This window comes from Alteromonas sp. S015 (genome assembly GCF_036864485.1).
Lineage (GTDB): Bacteria > Pseudomonadota > Gammaproteobacteria > Enterobacterales > Alteromonadaceae > Alteromonas.
This window is the reverse complement of the sequence record NZ_JAZETO010000001.1, coordinates 685,482-701,322: the sequence shown is the minus strand read 5'-3', so window position 1 is coordinate 701,322 and position 15,841 is coordinate 685,482. Positions and strand designations below refer to the sequence as shown.

The 15,841-nt window shown below is 45.3% G+C and carries 10 protein-coding genes; 7 read left to right on the top strand and 3 right to left on the bottom strand.

The annotated features are described in order from the left end of the window. Positions 1-8: 8 nt before the first annotated feature. Positions 9-1,304: an HlyC/CorC family transporter gene (locus V7R42_RS03045; RefSeq protein WP_334018749.1), complete on the bottom strand. Its 1,296-nt coding sequence runs from the start codon at positions 1,302-1,304 to the stop codon at positions 9-11. 164 nt (positions 1,305-1,468) lie between these two features. Beyond that, entirely contained in the window at positions 1,469-2,260 is a 792-nt protein-coding gene (locus tag V7R42_RS03040; protein ID WP_334018748.1) for a cytochrome C assembly family protein, read from the bottom strand. 298 nt (positions 2,261-2,558) lie between these two features. On the opposite strand from V7R42_RS03040, the gene ffh reads away from it, so the two are divergent. From ffh to V7R42_RS03015, 5 genes are all read left to right on the top strand, one after another. Further along, positions 2,559-3,989, top strand: a complete 1,431-nt coding sequence (gene ffh / locus V7R42_RS03035; protein WP_334018747.1) for a signal recognition particle protein — start codon at positions 2,559-2,561, stop codon at positions 3,987-3,989. A gap of 183 nt (positions 3,990-4,172) precedes the next feature. Then, positions 4,173-6,239: a YncE family protein gene (locus V7R42_RS03030; RefSeq protein WP_334018746.1), complete on the top strand. Its 2,067-nt coding sequence runs from the start codon at positions 4,173-4,175 to the stop codon at positions 6,237-6,239. A 351-nt stretch (positions 6,240-6,590) separates the two neighbouring features. Beyond that, complete coding sequence (locus V7R42_RS03025; protein ID WP_334018745.1) at positions 6,591-10,313, top strand: ATP-binding protein; 3,723 nt, start codon at positions 6,591-6,593, stop codon at positions 10,311-10,313. Continuing rightward, positions 10,310-10,945, top strand: coding sequence for a condensin complex protein MksE (locus V7R42_RS03020; RefSeq protein ID WP_014978725.1), 636 nt, complete (start codon positions 10,310-10,312; stop codon positions 10,943-10,945). Before V7R42_RS03025 ends, V7R42_RS03020 begins: the two co-directional genes overlap by 4 nt. Further along, positions 10,942-12,159: a phosphoenolpyruvate carboxylase gene (locus tag V7R42_RS03015; protein ID WP_334018744.1), complete on the top strand. Its 1,218-nt coding sequence runs from the start codon at positions 10,942-10,944 to the stop codon at positions 12,157-12,159. The genes V7R42_RS03020 and V7R42_RS03015 overlap by 4 nt, the downstream gene beginning before the upstream one ends. Positions 12,160-12,335: 176 nt before the next feature. Here V7R42_RS03015 and V7R42_RS03010 read toward each other — a convergent pair whose 3' ends face one another. Continuing rightward, positions 12,336-13,718 carry a hypothetical protein gene (locus V7R42_RS03010; RefSeq protein ID WP_334018743.1) on the bottom strand — a complete coding sequence of 461 codons (1,383 nt, stop codon included), beginning with the start codon at positions 13,716-13,718 and terminating at the stop codon, positions 12,336-12,338. Positions 13,719-13,989: 271 nt separating this feature from the next. Between V7R42_RS03010 and V7R42_RS03005 the strand changes: the two genes are divergently transcribed. Continuing rightward, entirely contained in the window at positions 13,990-14,382 is a 393-nt protein-coding gene (locus tag V7R42_RS03005; RefSeq protein WP_334018742.1) for a TerB family tellurite resistance protein, read from the top strand. A gap of 34 nt (positions 14,383-14,416) precedes the next feature. Further along, on the top strand, positions 14,417-15,667 hold the full coding sequence (locus V7R42_RS03000) for an alpha/beta hydrolase (protein WP_334018741.1): 1,251 nt from the start codon (positions 14,417-14,419) through the stop codon (positions 15,665-15,667). Positions 15,668-15,841 lie beyond the last annotated feature (174 nt).

The following is a 15,841-nucleotide window of genomic DNA, read 5'->3' as shown; positions in this document are numbered from 1 at the left end:
TTAAACGTTTAATGGTCGTTGTTTGAATCTTTAGGCGCAACGTAATATTCTGGCATTATTCTGACAGTTTTTATCATGCTTTCTGATATATCCACTATCTCTAGTGGATAACCCGCCAAACGCACGCTAATTTTATTCTCAGGTATTTCTTCGAGATACTCAAGTAACAAACCATTAAGAGTTTTTGGGCCTTCCGTAGGTAAGTTCCAATCCATTTCTCTGTTCAATTCGCGCACGTTGGCACTGCCATCAACCAACACCGAACCATCTTGCTGAACGTGTGCTTCTTTACTGTGATCAGGAACCATACTAGTCGTAAAATCACCGATAATTTCTTCCAGTATATCTTCCAGGGTAACTAGACCCATAATGTCGCCATACTCATCTACCACAAGCGCTATGCGTTCTTTTTCCGCTTGAAACTTGTACATCAAGGTATGCAGCGGTGTAGACTCAGGCGTATAGTAAATTTCACGAACAGCGCGAAGCAAACTCGATTTAGTAAATTGATCTTTCGATAGAAGGCGCAGAGCATCTCGCACATGCACGAAGCCCACTGCATCATCCACACTGTCACGGTACAGCAAAACTCGCGTGTGCTGGGCGTGGGTCAACGCTTTCTGAATTTTTTTCCAGTCGTCGTTTATGTCGATGGCAAAAACTTCAGCACGTGGCACCATAATATCTTCAGCGGTTACGCTTTCTAAGTCTAGAATGCTAACTAGCATATCTTGGTGTCGTTTAGGGATCATAGCGCCAGCTTCGAACACTACAGTCCTTAACTCTTCGCGACTTAACGAGTCGTCGCTTCCACTAGCTGGGCTAATTCTTAGCAGAGCCAGAATACCATTCGTGATACCGTTAATTGCTGCTACAAAAGGATACAACAGAGTAAGTAGTGGAAGCAGTATGATGGAGCTCGGAAACGCTACTTTTTCTGGATAGAGTGCCGCCAGTGTTTTAGGCGTTACTTCTGCAAAAATAAGTAAGACCAGCGTTAAGCCAAAAGTAGCAGCAAACAGCCCCCAATAGTCACCGAATAAACGAATGCAGAGTATGGTCGCAAGCGAGGATGCTGCAATATTGACCAAGTTGTTGCCGATGAGAATAAGGCCGATAAGGCGATCTGGTCGTTCCAGAAGTTTAGCAACGCGTATCGCCGAGCGATTGCCTTCTCCTTGCAAGTGCTTGAGTCGATAACGGTTAATCGACATCATGCCGGTTTCTGAACTAGAGAAATACGCAGATAGTAATATGAGTACGCCGAGCGCGATAAACAGCGTACTCGTTGATATGTCGTCCAATTAATGGGTTCCTGTCTTAACTTAGCCTTCAAATGTATTGATTTGGGGTTCGAGTTTCAAGGGGAAATTACTGATGTCCCCTTAAATAACTAGAAAAGGCTAAAGTGTGAAAAGCGCCGCCGAGTATTGTCTAGTGGCAAACTCGGCGATAAATAGAGGGTAATTTAAAGCAGAAATTCACGAACTAACTTGCTGCCAAAATACGCAAGAGACAAAAGCGTGACACCCAGTACGGTCATAACAATAACCTGTCGTCCACGCCAGCCTCGAAGCTTTTGGCCAATCAGAAGAGTAAGAAAAACAACGAGTGCGGCTGCGGAAAGCACCGTTTTGTGCGCATAGGTTTTATTAAACATATCCTCTAAAAAAACAAACCCGCTAATAAGCGAAACTGTCAATAAACAAGTGCCCGCAAGCAATAGCTTAAATAAGATATTTTCTACCAGCATTAGAGGGGGCAGCGATGAGTGTAGTAACGCCGCACCTTTTTGTTTCAGCCGGTAGGTGATATACGACATCTGAAGCGCGTAAAGGAATGCTATAACCAAGGTGCAGTAAGCGAACAAAGACAAGCTAATATGAATAACCAAGCCAGGCTGCAACTCTATGTGCATGATGTACGACACGGGAATAAATTGTGAGGCGAGTACCGTAAGGCTTGCAAAGCCGAACACAACAGGAAGTAAAATAAGATTAGGAATGGCGCGGGCAAATATAAGCATGGAAACGGTGATTATCCACGACACTAATGAAAGTACGTTGGTTACACTCATGTCTTGCCCAGGAGCGACAATAATAACGTTGGTAAGAAAAGCGATGTGTGCAATTGCACCAACACTAGCGATGGATAGCCCTAATCGCTTATTCGGGCCATCGTGGTGTACGAATTTGCCAATAAGTACTGCCGCAGCTAATGCGTAGAGTAAAGCAGCAGAAATGGCGAAAAGGGTGTTCATGATGCGTCCTGTAATAGGTAGGTGACGTCTTCACCGACTGAGTCGGTATTGATACTGCAACTTGCAAGTAAATTCAACCATCTCCTTGATTTTGTTTATTTCACACCCACTTTTAGTGTGGGTTTAGGTTCATGGATAGTCAATTATTACTCAATGTTGAATTCAAAATTTAAACATCTAAGTTCGACAACCCTCAGCGCAAAAGTTTAAAAATTTAACCGCAATTGTGGGTACGTTACCGTTCGCTTTTACGTTACAATGCGGGCATTACGTCTGAAATAAAAAGAAGTTTCATACTATGTTTGAGAATTTATCAGAACGCTTAGGCCAGACATTACGAAATGTCAGCGGTAAAGGGCGTCTTACTGAAGATAATATTAAAGAAACGCTACGCGAAGTGCGTATGGCTCTGCTTGAAGCCGACGTAGCGCTGCCTGTCGTAAAAGCGTTTGTTGCACAGGTAAAAGAGCGTGCTGTTGGTACCGAAGTAACCAAGAGTCTTAAGCCTGGCCAAGTATTTATAAAGATCGTTCAATCTGAGCTTGAGTCTGTAATGGGGGAGGCGAACGAAAAGCTGAACCTAGCGACTCAGCCTCCTGCGGTTGTGCTTATGGCGGGCTTACAAGGTGCGGGTAAAACTACCTCTGTAGGTAAACTTGCCAAATACCTAACTGAGCGCGAGAAAAAGAAAGTGATGGTAGTGAGTGCCGATGTCTATCGTCCGGCCGCTATCAAGCAGCTCGAAACCCTTGCAGGTGAAGTGAACGTAGCTTTTCACCCGTCAACGATTTTACAAAAGCCCATTGATATCGTTAACGATGCCATTGTTGAAGCAAAGAAGAATTTCTTCGATGTATTACTTGTAGATACTGCGGGTCGTTTGCACGTCGACAACGACATGATGGACGAAATTAAAGAACTTCACGCTTCCGTTAAGCCTATTGAAACATTGTTTGTGGTTGACGCCATGACGGGGCAAGATGCTGCGAATACGGCAAAAGCCTTTAACGATGCACTGCCGCTGACCGGTGTAATACTGACCAAAGCAGATGGTGATGCACGAGGCGGTGCTGCACTGTCGGTTCGTCATATCACAGGTAAACCTATCAAGTTTATCGGTATGGGCGAAAAGGTTGATGCACTTGAGCCTTTCCACCCTGAGCGTATTGCGTCTCGTATCTTGGGTATGGGTGATGTACTTAGCCTTATCGAAGAAGTTGAGCGTAAAGTCGATAAGTCGAAAGCCGAGAAACTGGCTAAAAAGGTTCAGAAAGGCAAAGGCTTCGACCTACAAGACTTTAAAGATCAGCTTGAGCAAATGAAGAACATGGGCGGCATGATGGGGATGCTTGATAAGCTGCCTGGCATGGGCGGTATGTCTGATAAAATTAAAGATCAGGCAAACGACAAGCAGTTCAATCAAATGGAAGCCATTATCAATTCAATGACGCCCGCCGAACGCGCGCGCCCAGATATGATTAAAGGGTCGCGTAAGCGCCGTATCGCAGCCGGCTCAGGTACGCAAATTCAAGACGTAAACCGTTTGCTTAAGCAGTTTACGCAAATGCAAAAAATGATGAAGAAGATGTCTGGCGGCGGGATGAAGAAAATGATGCGCCAGATGAAAGGCATGATGCCACCGGGTGGTGGCGGCTTTGGAGGCCCGGGTGGTCCAGGTGGATTTGGCGGGGGCGGCTTCGGCGGAGGCGGCGGCTTTCCCCCACGCTAATTCGCTATAGTTCAAAAACTACCAAAAACCTCAATAGCAGCAATGCGTTGAGGTTTTTTTAATTTTTTTGCATCCAGTATCATTCATCAATCGTTTGGCTTGTTGAACAGGACGTTGGTAGTACTGATCGCATCGCGCGGTTAAGCGGCGTCACTTCACTAAACAACAAGTTCGGAGATGAAGATGGAATTCAATAAAACATCACAACAAAAATTAAAACTGTCACTATTAGCTACAGCCATGGTGTTCGCACTTAGTGCCTGTGATGGTGATGACGGCGCAGATGGTTTAAATGGAGCTGACGGTACAGACGGTGTTGACGGCGCGCCAGGACAAGATGGAGCTCCAGGCTTCGCTGCGGGTACTTTTTTGGTTGCGAATAACGGCGATGCTAACCGCAACACGGTAACTGTGGTGGATCAAAATGCCAATGCACTTAACACGGTAACCACAGGTGCTAATGAAGGCATTGTTTTCACTGAAAACGGAGCCTTGGTGCAAGCTGGTGACAGTGATTTACCTTTAGTTAGGACATTGTGTAATTTCAATACCCAAACCAACTACATGATGAATACGGGTAACGAAATAACCGGTACAGCAACAGGTCTGGTTAACCCCAAAGGTATCGCGTTTGCTGAAGATGCTGGCCTAGTAATGGTAGCTGATTTTAACGGTCAAAAGGTAAGCGTTTTTGGAGGGCAAGCGTCGGGAGACGTTGCGCCTGTAGCTGAGATTATGGTTTCCGCAAAACCATGGGACCTGGCATACGACGAACAAAACGATAGATTATTTGTGGCTCTAACCGATGGTACGTTAGCGGTATACGACAACGTAGCTGGTTCGGGCTTTGCGCCCACAGTAATGCGCTCGGTGGTGCCTTCTGATGCAGATGGCAATCAAATATCAGTTAACCTGCATGGTATTGTATACGAGCCTATGTCTAACCGCATGGTAGTATCTGATGTGGGTGATGCAGCGGTTGCAGATGATGGCCAAATTTTTGTATTAGAGAATATCTCGTCAGTGGACGGGGCTGTCGTACCAACAAGAGTAATCGGTGGAGCGTCGACTCAGCTTGGTAACCCTGTCGACATTATTCTAACGGGCTCTGACCTTCGCGTGGCGGAAAAATCAAATGACGCTATTTTGGTCTTCTCAAGCATTTTTAATGGGGAGAGTGGTGACATTGCACCGACGTTATCTACACCTTCGGTTAAACCGGAGTCTTTGGCTGAGTTTAAAGAATTAAATGAAATGAAAGACGCTTCGGACGACGGGATAACTACCATGCCTATTATGGGCCTTTCGGTATCAAGTAACCCTGCAAGCGAAGGTGCAACCACGGGGCAAGTAGCGCAATACAGCGCTGTACTTTCCAGTGAGCTAAGCACTTTTGACGCTGGTATGAGCATTGAGAGTGCCGCTTTCACGGCTAGTGGTGATGGCGTCATTACTTTCGATGATGTTGAAACCTCAACGGGTGGTTTACTCGTGATTAATCGCCTCAAAACCATGCGAGACGGTATGATGTATAGCGATAGTTTCGACCATATGATTGCGGGTAGCAAAACAGGTTTGATTGCACCTAAAGGGCTAGACATTGCCTCAGAAGCAGGTGTGGTATTTGTGGCAGATGTTAACGAAGCTACTCCTGCCGTTCGCGTATTTTCGCCCTGTGCATCAGGTAATGTTGCGCCTCTATTAACACTTGAAGCTGCCAACGGGGCGCGCCCTTGGGATGTGGATTACGACCCATCGACTGATAGCGCGTATCTGGCGTTAACTAACGGTTCGGTTGCCGTGTTTGAAGAAGTGATGCGCAAAATGGAAAGCGGTGAAACCGTAATTACGGGTGAAGACAGGCTGATTGTCCCAGCAAGTGGTGGGACAGCATTTGCCGCGCCAACTAACATCCATGGCATAGACTATGATAGCCAAAGCGATAGCTTGGTCATTTCTGATGTAGGCAGCGCAGCGGATGCTACTGACGGTAAATTGTACGTGATTCCTGGCGCAGGCAGTGCCGATGGCATAACGGATGTATCCGTCAATATTGCAGGATCGAACTCAATGTTGGGTAATCCGGTAGACTTGATGCTCAGCAATGGTCATGTATATGTTGCTGAAAAATCAAATGGCATGATCCTGCGCTTTGACAATATTCTAAATGCAGCCTCGGGTGATATTACGCCCAGCTTTAGCATGATGTATCCCGCACCAGAGTCGGTAAATGTATTGTCAGTGAAGTAAAACAACTGATGAACAGCCTTGTAGAAACCGTTCATTTCATCGCTGTTCTATGAAAGCTCAATGCTTTCGCTAAAGTGGCACGCACCTTATCAGTACGTGCCGCTTTATATTTATATGGCGTTATTGGGATATTCAAAAGCTTTGCCAACTAACTTTTAAACAATAGCATGCTTTATAACCAACAAATCACCGCGCATCTGTGCAAATTCGTGAATTCATAATACACTGACGGGCTACATCGTGCGCATGTGCTCGCTTTTTTTCAGGTATGCAACTTTTACCCTATCAAAGCAGGTACAGTTTTGTGCTGTGTGAGCGTTCACGCGGCAGAGTTATTGATACAGGAACACTATGGCAGGCTTAAAACGTATTATTCTTATCGACACGCATTTACCAGGCGTGGTCGAGCTAAAGCTTGATGGACACACCAATATTTGTGGTACCAATGCGTCGGGTAAAACCACGCTTCAACGACTTATTCCCGTGTTTTACGGCGAGTACCCAAGTCGTGTGGTTCCGGCAACCCGCGACAGCTTTGAACGCTGGTACTTACCTCGTTTATCCAGCTTTATTATCTATGAATATACACGCGCTGAAGGTGACCTGTGCCAAGCAGTGTTAAGCTCAAATGGAACCGGCGTTAATTATCGTTTAATCGGCAAGCCATTTGAAATCAGTGATTACTTAATAGAGCAAAAGAACGGCAAACACGCCAGTGTAAGCAGCGCCGAGCTTGCACGCGCCATGAAGCGCAACAATATATTGGTAACGAGCTTACTTAATACGAAAGACTTCCGCGCCATCATTCAAAACGATCACGGTGTGCTTAACCAGAGTAACAATGCCCGTGAGCTACTAGGCTACGCCAAAATCTTTAGCCTTTGCGAACCGTCGAAACACATGCGCCACATTGAGAAGCTGGCTAAAGCGGTTCACTCTAAAGAAGGCAAGATGGAAACTATCAAGGCCATGATTGCCGCCATTTTAGAAGAAGATGGCGTTACGCCACCTACTTCAGGGCTAAGCCGCCACCGCGTCGATGACTGGATTAAAGAATGTCACTTAATTAAACAATTCGACAAAATTCGCCCTGAGTTTTCTAAGCTTGAACAAGCTGACATGGCGCTAACCACAACAGAGCAAGTGCTTGCTAACCTTAAGCATAGTTTCGAGCTTGATAAGACTTACTTGGCTGCACGCGTTGAAACCACAAAGAATGAACTGGATGAGAATAGCTTCCAACGCAAACAAACGGACAGCGAGTGGGGGGATACCCGCGATCACCTAAACCAGGTTATTTCATCAGCCCGCGCCGATGTTGAGAAGTTTACCAGTGAACTTGATACCGTAGAGCGTGAATTCGATAAGTGGCAAGACGAAAATATTGAGCAGCTTAAAGAAGACGTCGCAAATCTAGCGCAGTGGCAAAATGAAAAGGCTATGGCCGATAGTCGCTATGTATTGCTTACTGAAAAACACCAGGATATTGAGTCGGCCTATAACAAGCGCTTGGCTGAGCTAGGTGAAAAGCTGTCAATTACCCTAGAAGAAATGTCAGCCGCGCGCCAAGAAGCTGCAGAGAACAAAGCGGAGCAGCAGCAAAACGAGCGTGAAGCGCTAAGCCGCATTCAGAGTGACTACAATAGTCAGCTAAGCGCGCTTCAAAACGATTACCAAAATAGTTTAAATGAGCTAAAAGTAGCAGAAGCTGAACTTAAAGCTTCACTTAGCAATGCGGGCTACAACGAGTTCGAACAATCTCAGCTAGATATTCTTGATGCCGCGATTAAAGAAGCATCTATCAATGAAGATGCAGCGCGCGGTGAACTGCGACAAGCGCAGCAGGCGCACGGCAAGTCAGTGGAGTTTCGCAAAGAGTGCTCAAATGCGTTAGATAAAGCGCGCAATGCCTTTCAACAAGAAGAAAAAGCAGTTAACAAAATTAATGCGCTTCTTTACCCTGGCGAAGGCTCGCTACTTGAGTTCTTGCGCGCCAATGTCGATGACTGGGAGTTATCCTTAGGTAAAGTTGTTCGCCCTGAGCTTTTAGAGCGCACTGATTTAACGCCGGTTATGGCAAAGGATGCACAAGGTGCAAGCGATACCTTTATGGGCGTTAAGTTAGCACTTACTGAACTTGATACCCCAGACTATGCCTTTACTGAGCAAGCGCTTAAGCAGCAAATGCAAGAAGCTGAAATTCGTCAAGCCGCTGCCCTTGCTGCGCAGAACGAATGCGAACAGCGTTTGGCGAAAGCCAACGAAGATGTGCGTAACGCCGAGCTAGTGGTTACCCAAAAAGACAACGCCGTTAAAAGTGCTGAAGCCAGTCGTAAACGTGCACAGCAAGACCGCGATACGGTACTTAGCGAATATCAGCAGGCACTTTCTACTCGTAAGCAAAAAGCCAAAACTAAGCTTGAAGCGAATCAGCAGTCGCAAAAACAAGCGAAGGCGCAGTTTGAGCTTAGCCGAGATGAAATCAAAGATCAGCAACGCGAAGCGGAAACTGAACACAAATTCCACTGGCAGCAGCTTATCGCTGACAGTGAAGCACGTATATCTCAGCTTGATAGCGACATGCGAAAAGCGAAGGAGAGTGCTGCACAAGACCGTAAAGATATGCAGGATTGGCTAGAGAGCGAATTAAGCAATCGCGGTGTGGATGTTGATGAAATAGGTCAGCTTAAAAAGCAAATCAATAAGCTTAAAGAAGACATTACACGCACTGAAACCCATCGTCATAAAGTGGCTGATTACGAACGTTGGTACACTAACGTGTTTACCAAACAAAAAGTGGTATGGCAAGAAGGCTTGTCTAAGTCCCGTAAGTTGTTGGGTGAATCCGAGCGTAATTTAGCCAGCAAACAAGCTACTTATAAAGCTAACCGCGAACAGCTTCAAGAGCAACACGGGCAGCTTGAAACTACGCTTAAAACTGCCAGTGAGTATTTAGAACAGGTTAAAACCTTAAGTAAATCTCTTGCCAAGCTAACTCTTCAAGCAGGTGATGAAACGGCTGAAATTAAGCATGACGATGTAAGTATTGGGCAGCGTATTTCTGAAGTGCAAAGCCAGCTTCAAGAGCGTGAAAACTTGTTAAGCGATATTCGCGCCTATGTAGAACGATTCGACCAGCTAATTGCGGCGCAAGCGGGCACGGGGTTATCGGATACGTGGGAGCGCGCCCGTGAAGAGTGTGCAACGCTGAACGCCCACGGCGTGAAGAGTTTTGATCACCGCCGTATGGTGTCGCACCTGGCACAGCTCCTGAACGTGATTGTTCCGCAGAAGCTACAGGGGTTGCGTGAGCAAGGCCGTATCTTTGGTGCCGATCTATCCCAATACTACTTTGTACTTGCAGATATCGACAAACGCATTGTGTCGCAAAGCCGCCGTATTACCCAAGAGGTCGACGGCGACCTTTCCCTTGATGGTGTGTCTGACTCGGCTGTTAAAATTCGCTCACGTATTAGTGAACTTGAATTCTGGCCGGAACTAGAGCAATTCAGAAAGCTCTACGAACACTGGATGGAAGAGGGGGCTAACGAACTACCGGAAGAAGAATACGGTCAAAGTATGCGCCGTGTTCTTGATATTCTTGGTCGTGCGGCGCTTACGGGCGGCATTAGCAAGCTACTTGATATCGAACTCCACCTACGTGAAGGTAAAAGTGACCTTGTTATTCGTACCGACCGCCAGCTTAATGAATCATCAAGCCACGGTATGGCATACCTTATCTTGTGTAAGTTTTTACTCGCTTTCACCCGTCTTCTGCGCGGCGATGCTGACGCCACAGTGCACTGGCCTATCGATGAACTCGGTACACTTCACCAAAACAACGTGAAGAAAATCTTTGAAGCGTGTCAAAACAATAACATCAGCGTAGTTGGCGCATTCCCTAACCCAGAATCGGAAGTACTGACGCTGTTTGAAAACCGCTACTTAATAGATAAGGTAACCCGCCAACTGCAGGTGGTTCAGCCAAAAGCAAGCTCTATAGGGGCGCGTATTAAACTGAAAAAAGAAGCAGAAAAGAACGGTGAAGTAGCAGGTGAGGAGACATCAGCATGATGACAGAACAAGGCCGTGTACTAAGTGCACTTCTACAAGGCGCGTTTATTTGTCAGGTGACCGATGAAGAGGCGTGGCGTTTTCTTAAATCAAGAGACAACGCTGCTCAGCTAGAACCTCATTTAGCGCTATTAAACCGCACATTATCGACCACCGCTGAAGGTGACGTATTCTTTGCAAGCTTTCTCACCATCGGTGAAAACGAGCGCAAAGTGCTTACACAGCAGTTTCAAGATACAGCATCTAACCTAGTGCCTCTGGTAGAGTGGTTGCTGCTGGTTCAGCAAGCTAATGAATCTGATATGCCAATTACCATGGGGAGCGCTATTAGACTAAATGAGCTGCAAACGACCATTGAAGACACACCCGCCTATGCAGAGCAACTAGAGAAAATTTCGCGCTATCGTATGTTCGGTTCTACCAGTGTGAATTTAGATGGACAGTTAAAGCAGGTTTTTAAACGCTTGACTGAAATGGGCTATTTGATTAAACCAAACCCAGATAAACAGATTTATTTGGGCACTGGCAAAATTGAACACCTTTACGAAATGCTACGCTTTATTGATGAAACGGAAGCGCTGAGTTTATCTGAGCAGGCGGAGGCCGCTATTTCGCAAGGTAGCTTGATATGAGCCAGGTGTTAATTCAGGCAGGGACTAAACTCTTAAACGCATTGGGTCGTCACAGCGACCTTATCATGCAGGCGTACATTAATGGCTCGGTAAAAGAGCGTGACCACAGTCCTAAGGTATTAGAACAGCTCGTTCAATTAGGCGTGTTGTGGCGCCCGGAAGCGCAAAGTGAACTGCGTTTAAAAAGCGCGGTAAGAACCCTTTTAGAAGGGAGTTTACAAGATGAGCGCAACCGAACTATCAACGCCAATATTGGTGCCTCGCTGGCAAGCCTTAAAACCCTAACAGAGCACTATAAAGAAGCCCTTCACTACAACAAATACAACGAAGCGGCAGCCCACATGGGCGATTTAACCGAGCATGTCTATCAACTTTCAGAATCATTGAGCAATAGCGTGCGTGTCATGTTTGGCCGTATTAACAATGAGTTCGGCTATGTGTCTTCGGTTGACGCTAAAATTCGCGAAAATGAACTGGCGCAAGGTCAGGTAACCGACTTACTTGCTCAGCTTGAGTGTTTCCGCTTCGATGAGTTAAGTGAACTGGCAGGTTCTAACCGTGAACTTCGTCATTTGCTGGTAGTGTCGCTGCAGCAGCGCTTTGCCAAGGCTGCACAGGAGTTATCAGTAGTACAGGCACGCTTATTAGACTTGTTGGGCCGATTTAGAGAGTTCCAAGGTCGCACACGGTTGCTTAAGGGCTTCTTGCTACACATGGAGCAGCAGCCTGATTTTGCGCCGGGCAACTACGCTAATTTGACTAACGTACCTGTATTGTTTAACCAATCGGACGCGATTATTGCTAATGCCGCCCCAGACGTTAACAATGTTGAGCATGAAGCCGATTATCAGCAAATTGTCGCGTCGCTGACACATGTGCATAAACGTCAGTCAAGACACGAAGATACCAAACCGGTCGATATTGATGTGACTGAGCAATCGACCTTGTCGCTTGAGAAAGATCCTTTGCAGCAAGCAGTAGAAGCGTATTTCTGTGAAGTCATCGATTCTGGTCAGCCTAAAACGGCGCTGGATTACTTTGAAGAACACGCGTTAGACTTCGACCCTGAAGTGTGGATTTATCAGGTGATTGGCGGATATCAAGCCTTAGACGAGCAAGATAAGCAGTTTTTTGCATTAGAACCGCACGGTAATAACGATAAAGTCTATACAGGGAATTTCTATATTAACGATATCATGCTAGGGCTGCGTTAGCCGGATGTGTGTGGTTTTTGAATAGCGCGTCAATCTAACACACCGAAGTTGCAACAAAAAAAGCCTCATTTATATCTAGGACGCTGTTAATTAAACGATATCGATGAGGCTTTTTAGGTTGAGTTGTTGGCGGGACAACGATGCAACCTTAACATCATAGTCTGATGTAAATTAGGCTATTGAGGGCTATTTATTCTATCCTCGATGGCATCTAGCACCTGATCTTGGCCGTTTATAAAGCTTGCCCAATCGTTTTCAATATAGATGTCGATGTCAAATGTACCGACTTCTTCAAGCAAAAATTTGTTAGGTAACCAGCAATCGTCTAGCCACCCACAACCATCAATTAAGTCGGTCCAACCTTTTGTCAAATATAGCGTAATACCAGAGTGGGGAAGCGTGGGGTAAAAGCCTTCAGCTTTAAAACGCAGGGTATCTCCCATTTCACTGCCGACTACCACTAATTTTTCAGGTATGTAGCGTTTAAATTGAGACGCGGCAATAATACCTGCGGAAAATGTGTTAGGCCCGACTATCAAATATAGCTTTCCCTTAGCGGAAACCATAGAAGACAGTGCTTTCACGAAGGGGAGAGCCTTGGTGTAGTCGCCACCTCTATTAAACCGAAAATCGACAATGATATTGTTATTATTGGTGTTTTTTGTGTGCGCTTGGGCGCTTGATATTAAATCCTCAATGCTGATCTCTTTGCCATCAAAGCTTCCGTTCATTCTTATGTAAAGTGTCTCTTTTGGTGGAAGATTTGAGATACAATGAAGTTGTTCTGTGTTCTGTAGATACAGCGGAAGTGGCGAGTCATTAGTAAATAAGGTCGCCCATCCTTTTGTATTGAAGCTATCGTCATCGGGGAAAAAATCCAAAAAGTCCCAGAACGGGTCACCTGGCATTGCTTCTTGAGACGCCGTCATGTTGTAAGTTGTGTGTTCACCAGAGGCTGATTCTAAAGTGATATCAACGCTGTAGTTATTTACATTTGCGCCAAACAAAGCCAATGCGCTGGGAGCGGAATAGAAATATTCACTACGATATCTCTTCCATGCGTTTGTGCCGCCACCCACTACTTTTGGAATGTCGCTTAACATTACTTCGGGTGACTTCCCGCCAATATCGATAACACGTTGTCCCAATATATGAGAGTAGTTAGCCGTTGTTTTTACAACAACAAGAGCATTTGATGTCCAATGAAAGCGTATCGGCAGCCTTCTCATTTTAGGTTTTAGCAAGGTTGTATGGGCATTATCGAAAACAGACAGAGCCTGAAAACCGACTAAACTTAAATCGTCTACCGATCTTACTGAAGCGTTCTGTGAAATGATGTCGTTAAATTGTTGACGTTGGGCTGGCGATGTATGTGATTCGTTTTCAATCACAACCTGTTGCAAAAATTCGAGATCTGTTGTGAGTGAAGGTGCTTGGCTTTTCTCTGGTAATGTAGACAGGGGCAACATTTGCGCTCCACCCAGAGCAAAAAATAGTGCAGCTAATAGCACATTGATAGAGAGATAGATTATTAAAAGCCGTAGAAGTATTTTTTTCATAATTATGTTCTCACGACCAAGTATTTTAATCAAAAGAAGGTTAATGAATATAAAAATCATGCCTGCTTTAATACTTGGTTTTTAGTCTCTTTCTTCTATAATTGATTAACGTTTTTATTACATTTTAAGCATGATGAACTAAATCTTTAACGATGGCGTAATACTGCTGTCAACAAGCAATAGCACGCTATAATGACATTATAAATTCATGCCTAGCAAGGAGCGGGCAAAGTGGTGGTACCAGTGTATAAGGTACGAATAGGAATGACTTATGCAATTATCAGATCAACAAAATTTCAACCAAGCCCTTATCAAGCTTTCAGTTTTACTTTATCAAGTCGACGGTATGGTTACGCTGTCTGAACAAGACTACCTAAATACGATGGTCGAGTCTTTGGACTGGCAAAGCCCGATTTGCCGCGAAGCATTTCTTAACGACACTATCTATCAGACCCGAAAGGCCATAGATACAGGCGATGCGCTTACGTTTCTACGTAGCTTAAAACAGGACCTGTCGTTCGATGCTGAGAAAACGCTAGAGGTGGCGATGGCAATCACGGGCGTTGATGGCGAACGAAGCGAAGAGGAAACCGAGCTTCTATCACTACTTACCCATAAATTACTCGCTAAGGCATTAGTTTCGGGCAAAGATATACTGCAATAATCGCTTTTCATTGTCATAGACCTACACGTTAACAATGCCCAAATTTACTATTAAAGCAGCATATGCATGTGCTGCTTCTCTCGCGCTGTTCTTTATGAGCGGATGCCATTCGTCGCAAAGTTCTCAGTTCAGCGCCAGTGCACAGGCCTTTCCGGTTGGTGTGCAGCCTTTCGATAATTACCTTAATGAAGTTGAACGTTACTTGCGTGAGCACAGGACGTTTATTACTGACAATAAAGCACGAGAAATGTCCATGAACATGCCATTTGAATGCGGCACGCAATATCGCAATATTGGCGTCTTGTTAGTTCATGGGTTGGGAGATTCACCTTACTTTTTTCGTGATGTTGCCAACGCCATGTGTAGTGAGGGTATTCACGTTAGAACCATCCTGTTGCCAGGACACGGCTCAAAACCCGGAGACATGCTAAAGGTTAGCTACCAGCAGTGGCAGAAAGAAACTAATCATCACATACGGCTATTTTCTGAAGAAGTAGACAATTTATACATTGGCGGTTTTTCCACGGGGGCGAATTTAACCACTATTGCAAGTTTTTCAATGGTTGAAGAGCTTGATATTAAGGGGCTTATGCATTTTTCACCGGCCTTTAAGTCACGCTTTTTTGTGTCCCGTTTGGCCCCTTACATCGATTCATTGTTTCCGTGGCCTAACGTAGAAGAGGAGGACAATCCAAGTCGCTATAATTCTACCGCTATGCCGGGGTTCGCTGCCTATCAGGAAAGCGTAAATGTGATTCAAGACTTGTTTTCTCAATCAGACGAAAGGAAGCGAACTTTAAATCTTCCTGTGCTGATGGTGGTGGCCGAAAAAGACAGCGTTGTGGATACTACAAAGATTGCTGAACAATTCAGAGATAATTTCGCTCATCCGCGTAAGTGTTTGATTTGGCAGGGTGAGAAAAAACCTGAAGTGCCTGATAATACTCTCATCATGCAAACCATGAACGTTCCTGAGCAACGGATTAGCGCTGCATCGCACATGAGTACACTTTTTTCCAAACACAACCCATTGTATGGAACGGAAAGTACGTTTCGCATTTGTGACAACGGCCAAGGAAGTGACGCTGAAGCACGCTGCAAAGCAGGGGAGAAAGTATGGTATGGACCTTGGGGATTTAAGCCAGAGAGAGAAAACGGCGAGCTTATCAGCGAAAAGAAAGAAAGCGTGTACGCAAGGCTCACGTACAACCCTTACTTTGATGAGATGATAGATGAGCTGCTTGCCTTTACTGGCAAGGCTGAAGCGTTCTGTAAAACCAATTAAATAGCTTAGTTCTTATGAATCGATTCACATGCGTATTCATATTTCCGCAGCACTTCAACAAAAAACGCCTAAACCACGGGTGTAATAACAATTATGTTTATTACTAAATCCGTTGGCTTGGGCGTCTGTTTTATTTTTTAAAGCACAGTGAGTAGCTCAGTACACGATTAAATG